This window comes from Streptomyces sp. NPDC050988, assembly GCF_044456225.1.
Classification (GTDB): domain Bacteria; phylum Actinomycetota; class Actinomycetes; order Streptomycetales; family Streptomycetaceae; genus Streptomyces.
In genome coordinates this window covers 41640-63104 of record NZ_JBITFQ010000036.1, presented here as the reverse complement: position 1 = coordinate 63104, position 21465 = coordinate 41640, and the positions used below count along the sequence as shown (strand labels likewise).

General features: G+C 68.8%; 15 protein-coding genes. 5 read left to right on the top strand and 10 right to left on the bottom strand.

The genetic code is table 11. From position 1 onward, the window contains the following. Positions 1–19: 19 nt before the first annotated feature. The 8 genes from ACIBEI_RS42825 to ACIBEI_RS42790 form a co-directional block, all read right to left on the bottom strand. Positions 20–2371, bottom strand: coding sequence for a transposase (locus ACIBEI_RS42825; protein WP_398896394.1), 2352 nt, complete (start codon positions 2369–2371; stop codon positions 20–22). Positions 2372–2682: 311 nt separating this feature from the next. Continuing rightward, positions 2683–3096, bottom strand: a complete 414-nt coding sequence (locus ACIBEI_RS42820) for an endonuclease domain-containing protein (RefSeq protein ID WP_398896332.1) — start codon at positions 3094–3096, stop codon at positions 2683–2685. Further along, entirely contained in the window at positions 3018–5033 is a 2016-nt protein-coding gene (locus ACIBEI_RS42815; RefSeq protein ID WP_398896331.1) for a TniQ family protein, read from the bottom strand. Before ACIBEI_RS42815 ends, ACIBEI_RS42820 begins: the two co-directional genes overlap by 79 nt. A 146-nt stretch (positions 5034–5179) precedes the next feature. Continuing rightward, on the bottom strand, positions 5180–5335 hold the full coding sequence (locus ACIBEI_RS42810) for a hypothetical protein (RefSeq protein ID WP_398896330.1): 156 nt from the start codon (positions 5333–5335) through the stop codon (positions 5180–5182). Beyond that, the gene (locus tag ACIBEI_RS42805; protein ID WP_398896328.1) at positions 5335–6213 is read right to left on the bottom strand and encodes an AAA family ATPase; all 879 of its coding nucleotides are present in this window, start codon (positions 6211–6213) and stop codon (positions 5335–5337) included. Before ACIBEI_RS42805 ends, ACIBEI_RS42810 begins: the two co-directional genes overlap by 1 nt. Next, on the bottom strand, positions 6201–8357 hold the full coding sequence (locus ACIBEI_RS42800) for a transposase (protein ID WP_398896327.1): 2157 nt from the start codon (positions 8355–8357) through the stop codon (positions 6201–6203). The genes ACIBEI_RS42805 and ACIBEI_RS42800 overlap by 13 nt, the downstream gene beginning before the upstream one ends. After that, the gene (locus tag ACIBEI_RS42795; RefSeq protein ID WP_398896326.1) at positions 8354–9064 is read right to left on the bottom strand and encodes a TnsA-like heteromeric transposase endonuclease subunit; all 711 of its coding nucleotides are present in this window, start codon (positions 9062–9064) and stop codon (positions 8354–8356) included. The genes ACIBEI_RS42800 and ACIBEI_RS42795 overlap by 4 nt, the downstream gene beginning before the upstream one ends. A gap of 646 nt (positions 9065–9710) precedes the next feature. Then, the gene (locus ACIBEI_RS42790) at positions 9711–10742 is read right to left on the bottom strand and encodes a hypothetical protein (protein ID WP_398896325.1); all 1032 of its coding nucleotides are present in this window, start codon (positions 10740–10742) and stop codon (positions 9711–9713) included. Between the two features lie 857 nt (positions 10743–11599). Here ACIBEI_RS42790 and ACIBEI_RS42785 point away from each other — a divergent pair. Continuing rightward, positions 11600–13225 (top strand): helix-turn-helix domain-containing protein, encoded by a 1626-nt coding sequence (locus ACIBEI_RS42785; protein WP_398896323.1) that lies wholly within the window; start codon positions 11600–11602, stop codon positions 13223–13225. 204 nt (positions 13226–13429) lie between these two features. On the opposite strand, the gene ACIBEI_RS42780 is transcribed toward ACIBEI_RS42785, so the two are convergent. After that, entirely contained in the window at positions 13430–13846 is a 417-nt protein-coding gene (locus tag ACIBEI_RS42780) for a hypothetical protein (RefSeq protein WP_398896322.1), read from the bottom strand. Positions 13847–14073: 227 nt separating this feature from the next. On the opposite strand from ACIBEI_RS42780, the gene ACIBEI_RS42775 reads away from it, so the two are divergent. From ACIBEI_RS42775 to ACIBEI_RS42760, 4 genes are all read left to right on the top strand, one after another. Then, entirely contained in the window at positions 14074–14670 is a 597-nt protein-coding gene (locus ACIBEI_RS42775; RefSeq protein WP_398896321.1) for a helix-turn-helix domain-containing protein, read from the top strand. Between the two features lie 25 nt (positions 14671–14695). Beyond that, positions 14696–16831 carry a hypothetical protein gene (locus ACIBEI_RS42770; protein ID WP_398896320.1) on the top strand — a complete coding sequence of 712 codons (2136 nt, stop codon included), beginning with the start codon at positions 14696–14698 and terminating at the stop codon, positions 16829–16831. Next, positions 16831–17553 (top strand): helix-turn-helix domain containing protein, encoded by a 723-nt coding sequence (locus tag ACIBEI_RS42765; RefSeq protein WP_398896318.1) that lies wholly within the window; start codon positions 16831–16833, stop codon positions 17551–17553. Before ACIBEI_RS42770 ends, ACIBEI_RS42765 begins: the two co-directional genes overlap by 1 nt. A gap of 436 nt (positions 17554–17989) precedes the next feature. After that, positions 17990–20371 (top strand): hypothetical protein, encoded by a 2382-nt coding sequence (locus ACIBEI_RS42760; protein WP_398896316.1) that lies wholly within the window; start codon positions 17990–17992, stop codon positions 20369–20371. Between the two features lie 132 nt (positions 20372–20503). Here the strand turns inward: ACIBEI_RS42760 and trpC are convergent, their stop codons facing one another. Then, positions 20504–21307 carry an indole-3-glycerol phosphate synthase TrpC gene (trpC, locus tag ACIBEI_RS42755; RefSeq protein ID WP_398896314.1) on the bottom strand — a complete coding sequence of 268 codons (804 nt, stop codon included), beginning with the start codon at positions 21305–21307 and terminating at the stop codon, positions 20504–20506. Positions 21308–21465: the final 158 nt, after the last annotated feature.

Sequence of the window (21465 nt, the reverse complement as noted above, 5' to 3'; positions counted from 1 at the left end):
CACGCGGTTACAGATCTCTTCAGGCAGGCAAGTCGATGTAGGCGGCCAGCCGTTGCTGCCAGACGGCGTCCCCTTCAGGCAGGACAGCGCGGCAGATCTGCTTGAGGATGCCGTCGTCGCGCCAGCGAAGGAAGCGGCGCCGGCAGGCCTGGAAGGGGCCCAGGGCTGGGGGAAGTCGTGTCCACGCCTGTCCGGTGCAGGCGATGTGGACGATGGCTTCCAGGATCTGCCGTTCGCTGCGGGGACGGCCCCCAGTATGCGACCGCGCGGGCAGCAGCCCAGACAGCGTCTGCCAGGCGACATCGCTGATCCGCGGCCGCCACATCGGCATCCCACCGGCCAGCGGCAGCAGTTCATCGATCAAACGCCGCTGCTCTGACAACAACAGTATCCGTCGCGCACTCTGCTCCTGCAGCCAGGCGGTGACGTGCTCGTCGCTCGGGGCGCCGGGCCACCACTCAGCACCGTCCGGGAGCCCGGTCAGGTGGTAGCGGCAGGCCCACCACATGCGTTGCCAGGCCACCGGCCAGGGCGGGTTCCACCATGCATCGAGGTCCGTCAGACGGTGTCCCAGCCGGGTGAGCCGGCCGAGACTGCGCTGCCGCTGGCGTTGATTTCTGAGCCAGGTCCCCAGCGCGAAACCGTCAACGACGGTGGGCTGAGACACGGCGAGATGGCCGTGACGAGCAATGTAGGTTTGCGCTACAGCCAGGCCATCGGCGACCGGACGCCGCCGCCCGGCCCACGTGTGGAACAGTTCGACCTCGCCCGTGGACAGCCCGAGCTCGGCCAGCAGCTCCCGCTGGACGTCGTGCAACTGCCCGTAGCAGGCGATCTGGTGGCGCAGCCACCGCTGAAGCCAACCGGGCAACCCGGCCAGGTTGTCGCCGCCGTGCACTGGCCCCTGCTCATGCACATGGGCGCGGGCGCGGTACCAGGCACGCTGCCAGTCGACGGGCCAGGGCGGGTTCCACCATGCATCCAGGCGTCGAAGCTGTTCCGTTTGCTCCACGGTCAATGACGCCGCGTCGGCACGCCGCTTGGCCAGCCACCGCCCCAGATCGAACCCTTCCCGCGCCCGGCCGTCGGTGTGCGCGATGGCCAGATGCCCGAACCGCTCTACATGAAGACGGGCCTGCTCGAGCCCTTCGGCGAACAGCTGCGCATGCCGCTGTTCCAGGCCCCGGCCGTGCCCGGCCTGCCGCGGCACCGCCAACTCCACCCGCCACCCTCGAGCCGCCGGCCCGCCACGTCCTGCTGCACCCGAACCCCCACGGGCGCCTGGGCCTGCCCCCGGAGGGTCTGCCAGCCGGCGCAGCCCCGTTCCTACTTCCACCGGCCGGTGCGCGCTGTGCACCCACCACAGCCCATACCGCCCCTGCTGCGGCGGCGACCCCGCCGGACGTCGCTGCTCGCGTACCACCGCGCGAGCCCAGGACGTCAACGGGCCGCCATGGCCGTCTGCTTCCAGTTCGCCCAGCCACACCCGTCCCAGACGCTCATTCAATGCGGCAGCAATCCGCTCACCGCCACCCCGGCCGCGCACCAGGGCACCCGCACCGCTTCCGGCGGCCAGCTGCTGCATCCGCGGATCCACCAGAGCTTCCGCGACCGCGACGACCTCCGGGAACACCACCACGTCCCGTACCAGCAGCCGCCACTGCTGCACGCCCCAGCCCACCTGATCCGGACACCACCGGCTCGTAGCCGCAACCACCTGCTGCAGACGCGGCTCCCACACCGCATCCCGCTCCCAGAATTCCGTCCGTCCCCACCACCCGCACACCACTGCACGTGCCAGCCCGAACACTTCACGCTGCGCCGCGCCAACCGTCGCCCCAGCCCGCGCCACCCGGCCCCAATGACGCTGCGCCCGGACCAGCTCCACCACCCAATCCCCGACATCGACAAACTCCACCGGATGCCCCTCACCCACATCCAGCAGCCACCGGCCATGCCGCGCACACAACCGCCGCCACCGCCGCCGGTACGCCCACACCCTCTCTCCACCGCTGCCCCGCCGGGCCGCGCACAGCCGGCAGCCGAACACCACCGGCCCCCACTCCGAAGCCCCCGCCCGCCACCTCGCCCACCCCTGCCCATCCCCACTACTGCTGGCCAACACCGCAAGCCCGGCCGCCCAGGACGGCAACGCCCGCGCCAGATGCCCCGCTGGCACGCGACACCACCCGGCCAGCTGCTCCTGTGCCACCTCGTCGAGGAACACCTCGCCGTCGGGACGGACATCACGTCTTCCCGGCATGGGGTTCGCCCACTGCCACCATGTCGTCAGGTCGGTCACCTGCAGCCGGTAGGCAGCCGCCACCCGGTGCAGAAAGGACCATGTGGTTTCCCCCTGAACAGGTGTCACCCGCAAGACCGCCTCCACGACATCGCTTTCCGCTCCGGTGGGACCGTGCGACCGGACTGCCAGGTCACCATGGCCGAGCCGGCGAGAGGAGCCCGAGGCTTCTCTCGCCCGCTCGGCGGTGGGGTTCGAAGTGTGCAAGCCATGACGTGTCGCGTTTCGTTGATGCTCGGCCTACGGGCGGACTCGGAAGGCGGAGAAGTTCAGGAACAGGAACGATGAGGGGACAGGCAGTCAGGCGGATTCCTGGCCGGGGTCGTCGGCACCGGCCTCCAGAGCCTTGTCGACGAACTCCTGTACCAGATGGCGTTCCGCTACAGCCCGGAGTCGATGGCTTCGTCGACGAACCGGCGTACCAGAAGCTTCACTGCGTCCGATGGGACAGTGACGGACCATGCAAGCTCCGGCTGATGCTGATAGCACTGGAACCGGGCCACGACCGATCCGTCGTCCTCGACGTAGAACCACCTCCAGGACAGCTCGTGCGTGCATGCCGCGTGTGGTTCGGATACGGCAAGGCGGCGGACGATGTCGGCGTGGTGCTGAAGGGGGAGAGTCCGCTGAGCGCGGCAGTCCGTGCACTGTAGAAGGTGCTCGACCGCTCCGGGACGGTCGATGAACCCACGAGTGCCCTCGGAGTTGTTGCACTTCACGCACAACGGCCCGCGGAACAGATCGTGGGAATGGCAATGGTCCCAGTACAGGGCCCGCCGAGGCTCAGGACACATCCGGCACAGGAAAACCTCGGCGGGAGAGCGTTTGGCGAACCCCTTCGTGTACTGGCGGCCTCGCAGATGGCCGGTGTAGGGCCTGGAGGCCTGGGCAGCACACGACGGCACAGGACGACGAATCCTGAGGCGCTGGAGGAACGCCACTGCTTGCGGCTGGCCGGCGTTCCGCAGCCGCTGCACACGTCGTCCTGCGCTGCGAGGCTGGCTTCGACCTCCTTGGCCCGGTCCAGCACAGCAGCATAGGCGCGAGGAATCAGCCACTCCTTCCCCGACCAGACCATCAGCGGCAGCGGCCGGGTGCTCGCGATGGTCCGCCGAGTGAAAGCTTCGGGCAGCTGCTGCCCGGTGAAATTCTTGGGTAGGACACTGGGGCCCTGCATCTGAGGAAGCTCGGACTCATAGGTGGCCTGAGGGATCCACTGCCAGACGCGAGAGCGCCAGGTGTGTGGCTCGCTGGCCCCCAGGCTGGCGTCGACTAGGTCGCCGGGGTCGATCGCGAGTTCGGCGAGCCGCTTGCCGGACTTCTGGATGTCCCGGTCGAGGAAGCGCCATTGCTGCCGGTACTTGTAGCCGGGCACGGCTGTATCACCGATGAGCACGTGGCTGGCAGCGGCGAACGTGTAGCGGTTCACATGATCCAGATATGCGGGGACTGTCGTGTGGTGGGTGAGGTCGGCAAGCCTTTGGTGTGCTGCCTGGAGTGAAAGCCACATGAGGCATAGCTCCTTGAGATCGCTGACAGGGAGAACGGGCGAGTCACCGAGCAGGCCGACGGGGCGGCACTGCCTTGCTGGGGGAGATGTCACGGGCAGGGCGCCAGCCCGGGCCGCGGCAAGGGCACTGGTTCCCCAGCCGCCGGTCAGGAAGGCTGCCCCGGCCTCTTCGCAGAGGCTGCGGCGACGGCGGTCGGTGAGGAAGCCGACGCGGTCGCTGTACTCGGTGGGCCGTACGACCGTCCGGTGCACCGTCCACAAGCCGTTGCTTTCGAGGCGGTCCGCAGCGGTGAGCCGGCGCAGCCACCGATGGAGCGGATCGGTTTGTGCGGCTGCCCTGGGTCTGGTGCGGGTGTAGGCGATCAGCCAGTCCGCGAGCCACGGCCTGCCGGCTCGGCGGCTGATTTCCCCGAGCAGCAATTCCATTGCGGCGCCTGCCCCTTGGGCTGCGGCGGTCTCGCGCAGCCGCTGCTGCCAGCGCGGAGCACCGAGCAGCCTGGCCACGGCGATCGTCTCCGGGTAGGACACCAGCGCATGCGGCACCACGGCCGTCGGCATGGATCCCGTGACCGCGGCCAGCCGCCGTACACGGTTCTGCCAGACCGTCTCGGATCGCCAGCCTTGTACTTGCCACGACCACACCACCGCCGCGGCGAGGGCCACCACGTCTGCCGCATCCGGACGGGCTCGTGCGAGAGCGGAGTGGTGTCGGTGAGCGGTGAGAACCTCGGGCAGGGTCTCCAGCGGAATGCTCGCCGGCCTCTCGGGATGCGCGAGGAGCCAGCGCCGGTGACGTCGGCAGACGTGCCCGGCCGTTCCCGGGTACACCAGAACCGGCTGTCCGGGCCGCCAGGCCCGCCCGGTACACGCAGGACAGGTCCCCACCCATGCCTCGCCCGGCATGTGCCAGGCCGCCCGCGGGTTCTCGTCGTCCGCGAGCCGCCCGCGCGGGGCGGCGAGAGCGGGTAGCAGGCGGGCGAGCCGGGACAGGGGAAGACCGGTGGAGCGGGCCAGGGCCGTTCGCGCGGGTGTGTTGAGGAACAGTTCCAGGCCGCTGCCCGGAGCGCCCGCCACCTGCACCCGGTGCGCGACGCTCAGGATGCCCCGTAGCAAGTCCTGCGCGGGCAGACCGTAAGGGGCGGCCATCCTGCGGAACCAGGAGCCGGTCAGTTCCCCGGCCACGGGCGGGATACGAACAAGCGTGGAGGCGGAGGCTTGCACCGGCATCGTCCTTTGCGCGTGAGGGTGTTGAAGGCAGGGCGGGGCAGAGGAGCGCGGCCATGGACCAGCGCCCCGTCGGCACGGGAAGGGGGACTACAGGGCGGGCCCGCGGCGGGAGGCCCGGGTGGGGCCTTTCGCCGCGCCGGTCAGTTGCCGGGGCGTTGCCGCAGGGTGGCGCGCGCCGCGTTCGTGGCCTGGACGTCGAGGAGTACCTGGGACAGCTGTTTCTTGGTGATCGCGAGGCTTCCGTCCAGGATGGAGCGGATCGCGGCCTCCCTGACAAGGAGGGAGAGACTGGCCATCACGCCGCCGGTGCGGAGATGGATGTAGGCGGCGTGGCGAACCAGCGTTCCGGGCCGGTGGCGGGCCAGCCGCAGCGCCCCCTCCATGTCGCCCAGGAGCGAGTGCCACATCTTTTTCTGCTCCGGGGTGCCGTTGAGCAGAGGGGGGTGCGCAGGAGTTTGCAGCGGGCGGCGAGCTGGGCACCGCGGGGCCCGGTCAGCAGCGGTGAGTCCTCCACGTTGACACCGGCCAGCACGAACGTCGCGGGTACTCGTTCCATCAGGGTCTTGACCTGGTCGGAGGTGTCGGCGCCGGGCCGGGTACGGGTGTTGAGCAGGTGCACGTCGTCGATGAACACCAGCCGGGTGCCCCGCTCTAACATGACGTGGCACACGGCGTTGGTGATGGTGTGTTCGGTCATCCGGTCGTGGATGGGAATGCCGGCGAACCGGGCGAGGACCTTGGCCAGGTTCCTGGGCGTGTAGGTGGGCGGGACGGAAGCGAACAGCACGGGCATGGAGCCCTCCAAGCCCGGCCGGCGGCGTCGTTCGCTCAGTTCGAAGGACCTGCCGAGTTCCATGAGCGTGGTCGACTTTCCCGCTCCCGGAGGCCCGGACACGATCAGCCCGCGCCGGGCGGTACCCGGCTGCTTGTTGTTCACCAGCAGAGTGACCCTCAGTTCCGCCATCGCCCGCTCCATGGAAGGCGTCTTGAGGGTGACGAACTCCGAGTGATAGTTCAGCAGCCTCGCCTGATCCCAGGACGGGTCGTCCACCGGCGGGGCGGTCACCCTCAGACGGCAGACGTACTCCTGCCACCGGACGCAGTCCGTGACTGCGCCGGGAGTGACATCGCCGTCGGAGAAGTCGCCGCCCGCGGCAGCAGTTACGGCAGCCACTGGTCCTCCTCAAGGTCCTGGTCGCTGAGGATGAGAGAGCCTCCCGAGATACGGCCGGCCTCCGGCCCGTCACCGCCGACGTCCTCGTCCTCGTCCGACAGGGTCTCGTCGTCGGGATCCGGCGCCGCATACACACCGGCCAGCCCGAACGACGGGGCGAGCACGTCCAGCACGTGGATCTCGCCCGCGGGCACCGGCACGGTCTCCGAGGCGCGAGACTTCGCCATCACCCGCCGCTCCGCGGTGGAGAGCTTCTCTTTGCCCGCGGCCCGCCTGAGGAAGGCGTCCAGGGCCAGGGCCAGTTCGGCCTCGTGTTCCTCACGCGAGCCGGTGCGCTCGACCACCTTGCAGAGGTGTTCCCAGACGTGGTGCGTGAACGGGAGCGTGACCGAGGTGGTGTGGATCCACGCCACCTCACGGAACCCCTCCGGCAGCCGGACCCAGATCCGGACCGGGTCGTAGGGGTTGTAGTGCACCTCCCACAAGCCCTTTTGCGCCTGTATCCCGGAGTGCTGCCCGCGGTGTCCGTTGAGGCAGCTGCCGTCGTAGGTGCGGTAGTCGAACCGGATACCGGCATCGGTGACCGGCTGCCAGCGCACCGGCAGCAGCTCCACGAAGTCGTCCGCCGACAAAGGCACCGGCACGTATCCGGCGACGGGCAGCAGCGCCGCCCACATCTGGTTCGGGGTGAGAGCCTTCTTCGGCATCAGTGGATGCCGCAGCCCCGTGTGCGGGCGGTGGTGCCAGTGCACGAGGAACTCCTCCCACAGCGCCCGGAGTTCAGCCGCGGTCCACAGCGGCTCCTGCTCGACCTTGGAGCCGCGCTCGCTCACGTTCGAGCCGGTGTGGCCGGGCAACCACTGGCAGAACAGCGAATTGATCGAACCGAACGACCTCTCCACATGGCCCTTGGCCGGTCCGTTGGCCGGAGGAACCGGCTGCAGCGAGATCCCCAGGCTCTCGCACGCGGCCCGGGTGGCCGCAGAGACGAACACCTGGCCCTGGTCGACCACGACCGTCTCGGGCACGATCACCGGACGGGCCGCCGCGTCCTTCAGCCGCTCGTCGATGCCGGTCAGCCGCTCGTGCGGCACGACCGAGGAGGCCATCGACAGCGCCGCGGACCAGCCGGGCCGCATCACCATCGGTGTCATCATCTGCGCCAGCAGCACAGCCACGTCCGTCAGCTTGCTCCCTACCGGCCGCAGCACCCCCCACAGACCGCGCATGGCCACATCCACGGCGATGGTCAGCTCCAGCCGCCCCACCACCCCGTCGTCCAGGACCACCAGCACGTCCAGCGGCGAACTGTCCAGCATCACGATCTCGCCCGGACGCAGCGCCAGCGTCGGAGTGAACGGCGGGGCCGGACGGGCGGCGCGGGCACGCCGCTGTGCCACCGTCCCCTGCAACCCGAGGGATGCCTCCACCGTGTCGAGGAGCCTGTTGAACGTGGACTGCGGCGGCACCTCGACAGTCCGCTGGCCGGGCTTGCCGTGGTGGTCGTCCAGCCACCACTGCACCTCTCCGCGCATCCGCTTCTTCCACCCTCGCGACCGGGAGCGGGAAGCCTCGACAGGCAGCAGAGCGCGCAGCGCCTCGACCACCCGGGCATCGGCGCTGATCAGCCGCGCCGAGCTGCGACGCTTTTTGACCAGCCCCCACACGCCGTCCGCGTGGTAGCGCGCACGCCACCTGCGCACCGTCGCCCGGCTCACGTCCGCCCAGCCCTGCGCGGCCAGTTCATCGGCCTTCGCCTGCTCACGTTGGGCCAGCGTGGTGGATGTGGGATCGTACTCAGGTCTCACCGACACCGTGGCGTCCGGGGTGGGACGCCCCGTCTCCACCTCGCGGACGTGCCGCTCCAGTTCGAACGCACGCCACTGCTCGCCCTCGGACACCGTCGACAGCAGGCCCATCCGCGGTACCCGCAGACGTGGCGGCCCCCCTACCGGCTCGAACGACGCATCGCCGAGCAGCTTCGCCAGCCCGAACACCGCCAGCGTGTCCTGCCCGTCCTTCTTCTCCGTTCCGGACAGCCAGATTCGCGCACCGGACACCGAGCATGCCTCAATACCCACGACGGTCCATTCCCGCCCGCCGTAGCGCACACCGGTGCCGGGCCTGAGCAGGGGCCGGCTCACCGCCCGTCCTCCGCGCAGGCCACCGCGACGGTCTGCTCGTGCAGCGGGCGCTCCAGCGGCACGCTCAGCACGCCCACCCACAGTGCGTGGAACACCGACGGCCACACCGCGATCGGATCACCCAGCAGCCGCACCCCCTCGGCCAGCGCCATCGGCGCCCGGAAACACTCGGCCACCTCCGGCAACCGGTCTTGCGCATACCGCGGATGCCGGTAGCCGGCAAGCCAGCGCACGTTGGCCTCCACCACGGGCTGCGGCGGTGCGATCAGACGGTAGTGCCAGCCTGCGGCGGCCGAAGCACCCTCCAGGTGGGCGGCCCGCCACACCAGTCGACGCCCCGCCCCGAACCGGCTCGCACAGTCCACCAGCAGTCCGCTGCCGTCCGCCAGACGTGCCATCAGGTGCGGTGCGTGCGACACGGTCCTGCCGCCCCGGCCGTGCCACGACAGCTCCACCGGCCGGCAGGCCAGAGCCGTCACCACCGGATCGTGGTCCAGCATCATGAGCTGCGTGCGCATGGCCTTGAAGCCGTGGTGCACCAGGCACCTGTCGGTCGCGGACCAGTACCAGCCCGGTGCCGAGCGCCGCCCCTTGCAGACAGGGAACCGCCGCACCGGCAGGCACTCCTCCAGCCGCTGTTCTCCAGCCGTCTCCAGCCAGGGCAGTTCGTACTCGGTGCCGTCAGGGCGGATGAACCGTGCGGTCATGTGCGCCGGATCAGCGAAGCGAAGGCCGATGCTCAGCGGCGGTGGGGGATCAGCCTGCCGGTGTGCTTCGAAAGACAGAGGGGTCACGAACAACTCTCATGTATGCAGGGAAAATCGGGATGGAAGTCACTGCTTGGAAAGCAGGACAGGCGTCTGGACGCACGCAGTGGAGACGCCAGTCGGACCCACGACGGCGAGCCGTGGCTCGCACGCCGCGCTCACACCGACAAGGCGCGCGGCTACAAGAAGCGGAAGCAGGGCGGCTCCAGCGCCACTCACCGATGGGAGCGCTGTCGTCGCCCGGAACGCGGGCAGGATTCCTGTCTGATCGCCTGCAGGGTCGCGCCCGCCGGCCTCTACTCGCAGCGGTGCCTTCCTCCAGCCGCGGACTTTGAGGCAGGAACAGGCATGGTGAACTCTGATTACGGCGTAGCAGCGCTCGGGAGGAGCTCGCGCGTCACCCGAGCATGCCCGCCAAGGCACGGAACTCTCGTGGAGTTCCTCGTCCTGGACCATGTGCTCAGCAGATCCTGTCGCGCAGCGGCCGTCGGCATGAGCGTTCACAAGAGGCAGGCAAGAGTCGTTCCACTCGCTGCCCTTTGCGCTTGTCGGCTGCCGTAGGGTCAGCTGGAGTAGCCGCAGTGGATCAGGTCAGGTCGCCAAAGAGGGTGTCTTGGACCGGCGGTGCGTTGCGCGGGAGGGGGAGCCGGCGGCGCTGGTCCTCCGGCGGCGGGGGTGCGCCGGCCGCGCCGTCGGTCAGCGCGTACCGGCAAGCGGCGCGCAGGTCAGGCAGCTCGAGCTGTGCACCCATGAAGCCAAGGAAGTCCGCGACGTTCCAGTCGATGAGGGCGCCCTGGCGGGACAGATACAGCCCCACGGATTCGATGGAGTAGCTGTCGCTGTAGTCCAGCAGAAGATAGCCAGCGAGCTGGTAGAGCTCAGCGCGGCCCATCCGCTCGGGGCGGATCGTGGCTTTACAGTCGATCAACTGGCCGCGGAGGATGAAGTCGGCGTCAGCTCCTCCTACATGGAGGCTGCCGTCGAAGACGGGCCCGCAGACGCGCTGCGCGACGGGCAGCTGCCGTAGGCCGTCGAAGGGCCCGGGATGCGCCGCCAACGCCATCTGCTGGCGAATGTCGTCGACGACATAGGCCGGCACGGCATGGACGATTTCGTCCAGCGTCGCTCCGGGCCGACTGGACCCCAGGCTGTTGCCGCGTACCCATCCCACGTGACGGAAGATCGCCTCAAAGCTCGAGGCAACATGACACAGCCGCACCAGACGCTCCTCCGTCTCGGAGTCGAGCTCCAACGGCTGGCCGTCGCTGCTTTCGTACTGTTCCAGCTCCTTCAGTAGTACCGCCCCCGCTGCCTGCACCGCGCTGATGACGGCGGGGCCCGGCCAGCCGTCGTCGTCGATCACCGCCCGCACGATGCCTTCTTTGATCGGCTGACCGGTGGGCGCTCCGAGGCTGATCCGCAGCCGGTGGTCGATCGTGTGACCCAGCATGCGGTACTCCGGTCGCCGCTCCGCTGTGGCAGAGGGGTTCACCGGCGCGGGATAGCGGGCCAGACGCCTGCGGTAGTCGGATAACAGGCCATCGGTACCAGGCAGATGCTCGGCGAGGAACCGCGACATCGCCGACGCCTGGTCCTTGAGGGACGAGGTGAGACTCATGGGCGCATCCTGGCGCACCCGCCCGGCAGCGCATGCCGTGTCCGGCACGGTACCGGGCGGTAGCCGAAACTTCACGCCATCCCCGCTGTAATGGTCGCGCGGACTCATTGTCAGACCCGGCCGCTAGAGTGCCCGCCGCCTCCGCGAGGACGCCAGCCCGAACTCGCACTCTGCCTGACGCAGGAGCCCTCCAACCTGCGCTGATGGTGCAGCGAACACCAAGAGGAGACGAAACGACCAGGCGGTGCCCGGCAGTGCAGTGGACAGTCAGCCGGGCATCGGCAACCAGGACAAACGGCAGACGGCCGAGTGCTACATGCGTTGCACCCGGCAACACATGGGAACAAATGACCGAAAGAATCACGGCGCGCTTGGGTCCGCCTTTAAGTTCGCCGTGTGTTCGAAACGCCACCCGTGTCAGAGCACATCGGAGCCATGCGCCCTTGACGCGCCTGCCCTATTGGCGCCGAGACCGCTACCGCAACCTTGGCCCCCGTATATGGCGCACACGCCCGCTCACAGCCCAAGACAGGTGCGCCCTGCCGACGCTGTGAGCAACGGCAACCATGCGAGAAAACCGCCAGCCGCTAGGCGGGGTTCCCTCGGCCGTATCACCACCCACTCCACCCCTGACTTCTACGCCCGCCTACGGCACTTCATCCGAGTTCTTGGCGAGCACCCCCGCCCTCGGACACCGATACCGCCTGGCGAATCAGCAACGCCGACGAGTCCTGGCGAGCGCACAGGCAAGAGCTTCCGGCCGACAAACCTGAGACCAAGCCTCCACCGTCCACGCCACCAACACTTACTGCCTCCTCTCAACCCCGGCTCCACGCCGTACCGAGAAAGATCAGACGATGAGTAGATATCCCGCGATCGACGACCTCCTCGCCACGTGCCGACCTCTGCCCGCACCCGCCGAACGCAGTCGGCTACGTACCAGCCTCGCCCTCACCGCTGAAGCAGTAGCCCAAGCGATCGGCGTCAGCCCCGCCACATTCCACGCATGGGAAGAGGGACAGACCGAGCTGCAAGGGCCCGCCCGCGACGCCTACGCCTACTTCCTCACGCACGCCCGCACCTGCGCCACCGACCAGACTCAAGCCGCCAAGCCCCACCTCACCACCAACCGACCGGCGCCTGACGACTCCACCGAATTCTTGCCACAGAGCGCCTCATGCGTGCTGTGCGGAAATCCGGCCACCCACGAAGTGGACGGCTATCCGCAACACCTCACCGTTGCCGAGTGCGCCGAGGCGGCCACCCCCGCACCAGCCCTCAGCCCGTCCAGGCCCGAGGCGACACCCAAGCACCTCATCCCACACCCCCGCTCCGGCGTCTCACAACGCTTCAACACCCGCCAGGACCCGATTGGGGAAGCTGTCGTTGCGGCCCTGGACGCCCACAACGGTGATCAGCGCCAAGCCGTCGCAGCACTCACCGCACGCGCAATTGCCGACGCCATGCAGCTGCTCGACGAGTGCCGAGTGGGCGCCCGGTATGACATCGTCCGCCACCCCGCACTGCCCGAGATGCTCCGCAAGCCGTCCCCGCACGCACCTGACCGCGTCTGGGAAGCACGCCCTGACTGGCAGCGTGCACAGGCACCAGACCAGACGGATCCGGTGGCAGCGCTGAATGTTAACGGTGCCTACCTAGCCGCTCTGAAAACCCATCTTCCCCTCGGCCAGCTCCGGCCCACTGCCCCCTACCCACACGACCGCCGTCGAGCCGGCATCCATCTCATCACCCCCTCAGCCTGGGAACATGACGCCTACCTGCCCAATCCTCTTGGCCTGAGCCCTGAACCCGGACCTATGTGGATTACCGAGTCCACTCTGCGGCTCCTGCTGCGCTTATCGAGCTCCAAGCACGCACTGTGCGACCCGCCGGTCATCCACGAGTCCTACACGTCCGGATCCACCGAGAACCTGCTTGAGAAGTTCCGCACCACTCTGCGCGACGCCCGGGCCCTCGAGGAGGAGGACACGGTCACGCTGGAGTACGTAAAGGCCCTGTACTCCCAATTCGTCTCCACCCTGGGGGAGTCGAGATCGAACAGGGATCTGCACCGTCCTGACTGGATGCACATCATCCGCGCACAAGCCTTCGTCAACCTATGGTCCAAGGCTTACAAGGCACACGCCGAAGGCCTGATCCTAGTGAGGGTGCGCGGCACCGAAGAACTGCACCTGCAAGGAGAGTGGCGACGAGTCTTCCAGGAAGGGCGGGACCTCACTCGGGTCAAACTGAAGGACACCTACGAAGTCGCAGCGCTGTACCCCGAGGCAGATACGAAACCCCAAAAGAGGTGCAACGACCCCTATATCGAGAAGCGACGCTACGAGTATGCAGGCGGGCGCTACGTGGGCTGTCGCAGCTGTGGGGGAGATCTGTGCACCTTGTGCCGGACCGCCCACCTTGTGCCGGCCGACATTCCGTACGAGGACAACGACGACAACATGTGCCCAGCATGCCGATAGACGGCTCGGCAATCGCCACGGAGCCGATCACCGACGCTGCGCACGATGAGCGTGTGTCGGCAGATCACAAGACCCTATGGGGGATACGGTGGTGCAGCGCGCTGGTGCGGCAATGCGGCTGGGCGCGCGTATGTGTCGGTCCGGACAGGCGCATGTCGAGATAGCGACGTTCTGCCCAGACCCTCGTAGGCTTCCGGCAGATCGCTATCTGGCCTGTTCAGGCGGATCCTTTGCCACGCTGGACTCCGGAGGCAGGAGCGCGGACTGCTTGTCGCCTTCGGCGGCAGCCACGCGCAGCGGGGGGAACGCCTCCTCCCATGCTTCCCGTACAGGGCGCCCGATCAGGGAACGCAGCATGGGCCACAGCTGCAGCAGCAGGCGGTGGTTGAGATAGCGGCACAGGTCCTCGCGCTGGCCTTCGGCCAGCACTGTCCGGTAAAGGCTCATGCGCTGGCGTGGCCGGTCCAGGTCGAAGCTGCGTAGCCCTGACCAGACCACGTGCAGGGGCAGGTCGACGACGCCGTGCACAGGCCCGGTCAGTTCCGCCAGTTCGCCCGGCAGCCGCTGGGTGTACCGCAGGCGATACAACGCCGCGTAGGAATCGGGATCTGAGCCGGACACAGCGGCAATCTATCCCGTGCTCTCGTGGCATGCCCGACGCGGCTCAACCGTGACGCATCGCCGACAGCGTCTTGGGCGATGGGACGACCAGCGTCCGTCCCGTCGCGCGCGGACCGCGGCGGGCCGGAAACGGCCCTTGAGCCTGAAGTGGTGCTTTGACGGACCCTCAGCAGATCCAGTAACGTACATGCCGAATCAGATATCAGATCTTGCATTGGGGGAGTGGGGTGCTGCTGACAACCGGACAGGCCGCCGAAGAGCTCGGCTGTGCCGTCACCACCTTCCGCCGCCTGGTGCGTGCCGGACTGCTGCCGGGCCTGTCCCGCCGTGGTGTGCGCGTCATGGTCCCGCTTGACGTGGTCCAGGCCCTCAGCCGGCGCCGTCACGCCCCGCTGGACCAGCTGGGCGCTTCGGAGTGCGCTGTCCTGCGGGTCGACGCGGCCAAGTCGGTACAGGAGCCGGACCGGAGCTGGATCGGCTTCGCAGCCTCCCTCACCCCTGACGACCTCCTGAAGGCGCTGCGTGGCTGGTGGCGTTGCGACGCGGCGAGCGTGGCGGCCGCCGGAGTCCTGCCGGTGACCCTGTCGGGCTACGTGGTGGCCGTCCTGACAGGCCTGGAAACCTGGGAGAAGAACGCCCAGGGTCGCCACGCCTTCCCCCACGCCCGGCTGTCCGGGTACGTCACCGACCTGGCCACCCCCGTCACGCACGTGACCGCAAGCGCCAAGACGGACCGTATGCTCGCTGATCTGCTGCTGGGCAGCACACTTGCCTCACACTCGGGCGGTGCGATCGCCTACGTTTCCACGAACACCGCCGACTGAACCCGCCGTCCGGACAAGGAACCTGATGGACGCACAGAGCTACACCGCCGCTCTCGCCGACCTGCGCGGCGTGCGGGACGAGATCAAGAAGGCCCGGGCGACCCTGGCGCGGCTGGAGACACAGCGGGACAAGCAGATCGGCCTCCTGGCCGGACACGACAAGGCGAAGGCGGAGCGGATCGCCCCGGCGGCCGGACTGAGCCTGGCCGAGATCGTCGCCCTGGTGCCCGCTCTGGCCCCCGACGGCCTCGCCGCCGACACACCGGAGAAGGCCCCGGCCCTGGGAGCGGCATCGGCCGCCCCCGACCAGCCCGGGGACGGCACGAACCTTCTCGCCGCTGAGGCGCCCGGAGCCGTGGCCCCAGCCATGAATACACCCGCGCAGAAAACCGCCCCCGCCCAGGCGACGCCCGCCGACGCCCAGACCCGGCACACCGCGGCTCAGCCGTCAGCCGGCATGCCCGCGGAGCAGGGCGCGCCGCGCACGCTGCCGTCGATCCCGGACGGCGCGGCAGGACAGGGATGGTTCACGCATACGGCGAACCTCCTCTCGCAGCGCCCGAACTTCACCCAGCAGGCCCGCTCCACCGTCTTCCTCGACACCGATACTGGCGTGCTGGTGCACCGCAGCCAGACCCACCGGCTGTCTCTCGGCGCAGGGACAGCCGCCGAGATCCTCACCGCCGTCTTCCACACGGTCCCCGAGGGCGTGGAGCGGATCTACATCACCGCCGGAGACCCCTGGCACCGTGACGCCGACCGATACCCCTACCTGCGCGACGCCGTCACGGCCTGGCTGAACGCCCCCACCCCTGGCTGGCGTACCGACACCGGACGCGGCCGCGACCGGATGGCCGGACACTTCGTCCACGCCCGCCACCCCGTCGGCCGCTACCAGCGCGAGAACGCCGACAGCCACGTCGAAATCCGTTCGGTGGGGGAGTGGTTCGACGCCGACGGCGATGACCCGCACATCGTCCGGGACGCCTTCGTGCTGCTGTGGCAGGCCCTGCGCCGCCACTGGTCCGATGCGGTCGTCATGGGCTCCCCTTCCCAGACCGGCCGCGACCTGTGGACGCGCACCATCCCCCAACGCGGCCAGTACGCCGAGGGCTACCCGGTCCTGTCCGAGGAACTGCGCGGCCTGCTGCACGCCACCGCGGGCCAGGGCCGCACCGAACTCATCACCCCGCCGCAGGTCCCCGACCAGCTGCCCCAACTCGTCGAGTACGACCGGACCTTCGCCTACGCCAAACACACCTGGAAGTCCCCGGTCGGCACCCCCCGCCGCGTCACCGCCGCCGCCTTCGCCGCCTGGTCGGAGAAAGAACAGATGCGCGCCCTGTACGGATGCGGGCACTGGCAGGTGCGCGTCACCGTCCCCGGCACTTGGCAGCATGTCGGCCTCCTGCCCGCCCCGGGCGAGCGCGCCTGGCACTACCCGAGCACGCCGGGCACCACGTTCACCACCTGGGCCGGCGGCCCCGAAATCCACACCGCCCTGGCCAACCCCATCACCCCGTGGAAGGTCGAGATCCTCGACGGCATCCTGTGGGAGGACGGCAAACCGCTCGACGACTGGGCCAAAAAACTCAAGGAGACCTGGACCAACCTCACTGCCCAGGCCCACTTCCAGGGCGCCAGCCAGCAGTCCCGCGCCGCCCACCTCGCCTCCCGCGCTGTACGCGCCATCCTGCTCTACGGAATCGGCTCCTTCGCCCAGCGCCCCCGCATGGTCACCGGCACCACCCCCCGCACCTTGGAACGTGACGTCCCCCCGGACGCCGAAATCATCGGCTTCGACGACGAACAGATCACCTGGCAAAAACCCACCGGCTTCAGCCGAGACCCCAACGCCCACCCCGAATGGGCTGCCGCGATCTGGTCCGGCGCCCGCGCCGCCCTGCTCACCCAGCGCCACCGAGACGACAACACCTACGCCGGCGCCCTGCACACCCCACCCGGCAGCGTGATCGCCTTCCGTACCGACGCCCTCTACCTCACCCAGCCCGAGCCGTGGCCCTACCACCATCAGCCCGGCGACTACCTCCTCAAAGGCCACCTCGCGAGCCCCGTCACCGCGCCCACCACCGAAGAAGAGCTCCTTACCCTGCGGGACGCCGGACGCGCCGCCCTCGCCCAGACCGCCGGGGAGGCCTAATGCCCCCCCGCCGTCGCCGCAACCGCCCCGCCCCGCAGCCCCAGTTGAACGAGGCCGCCCAACTGGCCGACCAACTTCAAGCAGCCGGCTACACCAAAAGCGGCATCGCCCGCATCATCAACCGCGACGCCTCCCTGGTCTCCCAGTTCTACACAAAGAACAAAGGCGCAGCCTTCGTCCCCGCGCTCCAACAGGTCCTGGCCGCCGTTCACACCGGAGGCATCACCGACCTGCCCGAACTCGCCGCCCTGGCAAGCCGCCACATCACCCGCCGCACCACGGCCAGCGGCACAAAAGCACGCGTCCGCAGCAAAGCCGTCCTGATCACCCCCACCGGCTCCGGCACCGGCCGCGTCGCAGCCCAGGCCATCGCCTCCGGCTCCTCCCGCCTGCGTCCCCTGATCGCCGAAGCCGCCCGACAAGGCCTGCGCCTGGCCTTCACCGTCCGCCTCGCCAAGACCAGCTACGTGCACCCCTCCGGCAGCCGCACCGACTCACCCGGCATCCGCCGCGACGTTACCCAACGCGCCGACCACACCGAAGAACGCTCCTACGGCTCCGCCCAGACCGGCGGCCACGACGCAGCCGACTTCGCCCGCCGCGTCGATGCGGCCGGCGGCGACGTCACCGCCGCGGTGCACCAGTGGCTCGTGGAGACCGGACGCATCAACCCCGACGCCCACATCCTTCACCTGGAAGTACGCACCTGGCGCCCGCGCTGAGCCTGCCACTGCAGTTGCCGAACGGTGTCTGCACCGGCAGTCGCCGTACGAACTCCGCCCCCGCCAGTAGCCTGAAACCAGGCAACTCGACTCCACTCAACTCGGGACAGTCCGGAGCCTCCATCAGACTCGGCGCAGTTCATTCTGAGCGGTGCTCAGTTTTCTGGAGCGGGCCAACGCATGGTCGTCTGATGGCGCTACTGTTCCGTGATGTGCTCCAGACTCACGACGGCTGCTCGCACTGCACACCATGCTGTTGGCATGCAGGGGCGACCGTGCAGTTCTGACTAACGCATCGGTGTGGCCGAGCGGGTAGACCGGCCTCGTCAGCCGGCAGCAACGGGGCGGTGAGGTTCGGGGCACCGTGAGTGCTGCTGCGTGTTATCACTCGTCTGCCGGATGGACAGCGGGTCCAACCGAGGACATGCTCCACGGCATGCCAGAGACAGTGGAGATTCGCGTCCATGGTGTCAGCGGGACGGCTGCAGAGAGCCTGCTGGAGATCTCATCCGTCGTGCAGGTTGGCGGGGACGACACGGCGCGCTTCATGCGGCAGGCGCCTGTCCCTCCGCCAGCGGGGCCGACTCAGGTAGAGGCGTTTCACTGGGGGACGATGACGTCGGGTTCGGTCTCCAAGGCGCTGTGGTTGCTCATGGCTCCCTTCGGCGTCGTCAACCTGGCACGGTTCACGCTGCCGATGGAGGCAGGGGAGAACGGAGGGCGGGACCGTGTCCGCGCGGTCGCCGACGTTTCGCTCCGCCTGATTGGCCTCGTGATGACCGGGCTGCTGGCCACCACGGTTGCCTTCGTGTCGATCGACTTGGTCGCCTGGCAGTGCGGTGGTGCCTCGGGATGCCAGCGCCACCACCTGAGCTTCTTCGGCCTGGAAGTGATCGAGTGGCGCTGGCGCCTGTTGCTCGGCATGGCCGTGCCAGCCGCGATGGTGGCCCTGCTGGGCATCATGAGTGCCCAGGTCTATCTCTACGCATCGCCCGGAGCCACTTCAGCGGCGCCCGACCCCGTCGGAAGCCTGGGAGCGCGCGCGTTCTGGTCGCCGTCGCCGCGGACCGCGCTGCTGCGCCGGCTGCACCTGTCCACCGCACTAGCTGTCGTGGCCATGCTCGTCGCCCACCTGTCCACACATGAGGTGGCTGGCCTGGCACCGGCGCACGGATGGTCCTGCACGGTGTTGTGGGTGTTGTTCTGGCTGTCCGCCGCGATCGTCGCTTGGTGCGCCCTGATCACTGGAAGGGGCCGTACCCTTGTGCCCTCCACCGTGGATGCGGTCGAGAACCCGCGTGCGGTCCCCAACCTCTATCGGGGCTTGACCGCCACCGCGTGGCTCGTCTTCGCGGCCGTCGCCGTGATCGCTGCTGGCTGGGGCGGCAGGGCCAATCGTCCCCGAGGGGCCCGGCCCGCAGGACTTACAGGATTCGACTGGGCCTTCCATGCCCACTTCGCCGCTGCCGCACTGTTCCTGCTCGTCCTGGTCGTGGCCAACGCGGTGCTCCGAGGGCCCACGTATAACGCTCCCGATCGGCTACACCCGATGTGGTGCGGCATGGCATGTTCCGTGCTCACCGGCTTCGCGGTACTCCTCGCGGCAGGCTTCACCGCAGGGGCCGCACTTCAGTCGGCCCGTCTGCTCGGGTGGGTAGACCGCCGCTCGGGGCTCACAGAGCCACTGGACGTACCTGTGCTCTTCAACGTAACTGCCCTCCTGTGGGGGCTCCTCACCTTCGTGCTTCTTGCGGTCGCCGTCGTAGTCCTTGTCCCCTACTACCAGACGAAGAATCTGCCGGACGGCACTACTTTGTCCGCACGGATCCAGTTGGACTATCCCGACCCGCTGCCCGAGCGGACCATGCAGCGCATCACCACGGCATGGCAGCGTGCCCGGCTCAAATACCGGCTGCCCCACATCCTGCTGACCCTCGGTTCCTTGGGCGGGCTCGCGGCAGTGGTTCAGGGAACTCTGGGCGCCATCGCCCTGATCCCCGGCCACGACCCCGGGTACGACTGGATCGAGAAACACATCTACGGCACGGGCCGACGTGATGACGTGTGGCGAGGCGTAGAGGTCGTCGGCACCTGGGTGCTCACCGCGCTGGCTGCACTGCTAGTGCTCCTCGGCGCCCGCGCGTTCCGCTCTTCCGGCTGGCGGCGGAGTGTGGGAGTGCTGTGGGACCTGCTCGCGTTCTGGCCCCGGCTGACCCATCCGATCGTACCCCCGCCATACGGCGGCCACGCGGTCCTGAGTCTCGCGCGCCGCACCGAGCAAGTGATCGCAGGAGGCAGAAGAGTTGTCCTGTCCGGGCACAGCCAGGGCAGTGTGATCTGCGCGGCTGCGGCGCTCACTGTGGAGACACCCACCGCACACAAGAAGATGGCCATGATCACGCATGGGTCCCAGCTACTGTGGGCCTACTCCAGGCTCTTTCCTGCATACCTCGGCCATAACAAGCTCACGGCGCTCTACACCGAGCAGTTGGACGGGCGATGGCGCAACGTGCACCGCTGGACCGACTACTTGGGAGGCCCGGTTCTCGCCCGCCCCGCAACAGGCCCGATCGAACCCGTCCTACCGCCTGACTCGGCCTGGGTGGCAATCGACGGCACGGCCGTTGAGCCTGCGGAGCTCGACGAGTCCGCAGAGGGGGGAGGCTGGCTGCGCCAACTCGGCCCCGAATACCAGCTCCGCGATCCCTTTAACGTCATTGCCGAGGTAGGCTCCCCCGTCTCGCCGCTTCTTGCCCACAGCGCCTACTACGCCGACCCCGCCTATGACCGGATCGTTGAAGGCCTTCTGCAGGACTAGCTCCTGCTGGGCCACCGCCAACCCGCCACATCCCGCGGACGTACATGAGCAGACCACCCTCGAGCGCTGGCACCAGGTCCGCCATGCATCCGTCTGATCGCCGTCACGGAGGCCTGGGGGCCTGGCAGTGGCCTACTGGCCGGTGCGCCGGACGGCATGATGTCCGCTGACGGTGACGAGGTCGGCGATGGCGGTCTTCGGGTCCCGGCCGGTGACGAGGGATTCGCCGACGAGGACGGCGTCGGCGCCGGCGTTGGCGTACGCGATGAGGTCGTGCGGGCCGCGGACGCCGGACTCCGCTACCTTCACGATCCCTGCCGGGATGGAGGGGGCGACTCGTTCGAACCTTGAGCGGTCGACTTCCAGGGTCTTGAGGTTGCGCGCGTTGACGCCGATGACCTTCGCGCCGGCGTCCACCGCCCGCTCGACCTCGTCCTCGTCGTGCACCTCGACGAGCGGTGTGAGCCCGATGGACTGGGCGCGCTCGATGAGGGACTCCAGGGCGCTCTGGTCGAGGGCGGCCACGATGAGCAGCGCGAGGTCCGCGCCGTACGCCCGGGCCTCCCACAGCTGGTAGGAGGTGACGATGAAGTCCTTGCGCAGCACCGGGATGTCGACCCGGGCACGGACGGCCTCCAGGTCGGCCAGCGATCCGCCGAAGCGGCGCTGCTCGGTGAGTACGGAGATGACCGCCGCGCCGCCCGCCTCGTAGTCGGCGGCGAGTGCGGCGGGGTCGGCGATCGCGGCGAGCGCGCCCTTGGACGGGCTGGAGCGCTTGACCTCGCAGATGACCTTGACGCCGTCACCGCGCAGGGCCGCGACACCGTCCTTGGCAGCCGGAGCCTTCGCGGCGCGCTCCTTGAGCTCGTCGAGGCTGACGCGCGCCTGCCGCTCCGCGAGGTCGGCACGGACTCCGTCGATGATCTCGCCGAGCACACCCCCTGGTACGAAGGGCGCATCCCCGCGTGTAGAGGGAGGAGCCGGAGGGTTGGAGGGCTGTTGTGGCGGCGGTGCGGGGGAGGGATGATCGGTCGGTCGTCCCGCTTGCCGTTTGAGATCAGCAAGGCGAGCGGCAAGCTCCTGGGGCGAATAGT

Coding starts and splice junctions, on each gene's coding strand:
- ACIBEI_RS42760 (WP_398896316.1), top strand. CDS start 17,990: ATGCCAGAGACAGTGGAGATTCGCGTCCATGGTGTCAGCGGGACGGCT.
- ACIBEI_RS42810 (WP_398896330.1), bottom strand. CDS start 5,335: ATGGCCAGTCTCTCCCTCCTTGTCAGGGAGGCCGCGATCCGCTCCATC.
- ACIBEI_RS42765 (WP_398896318.1), top strand. CDS start 16,831: ATGCCCCCCCGCCGTCGCCGCAACCGCCCCGCCCCGCAGCCCCAGTTG.
- ACIBEI_RS42770 (WP_398896320.1), top strand. CDS start 14,696: ATGGACGCACAGAGCTACACCGCCGCTCTCGCCGACCTGCGCGGCGTG.
- ACIBEI_RS42790 (WP_398896325.1), bottom strand. CDS start 10,742: ATGAGTCTCACCTCGTCCCTCAAGGACCAGGCGTCGGCGATGTCGCGG.
- ACIBEI_RS42785 (WP_398896323.1), top strand. CDS start 11,600: ATGAGTAGATATCCCGCGATCGACGACCTCCTCGCCACGTGCCGACCT.
- ACIBEI_RS42820 (WP_398896332.1), bottom strand. CDS start 3,096: ATGTGTCCTGAGCCTCGGCGGGCCCTGTACTGGGACCATTGCCATTCC.
- ACIBEI_RS42795 (WP_398896326.1), bottom strand. CDS start 9,064: ATGACCGCACGGTTCATCCGCCCTGACGGCACCGAGTACGAACTGCCC.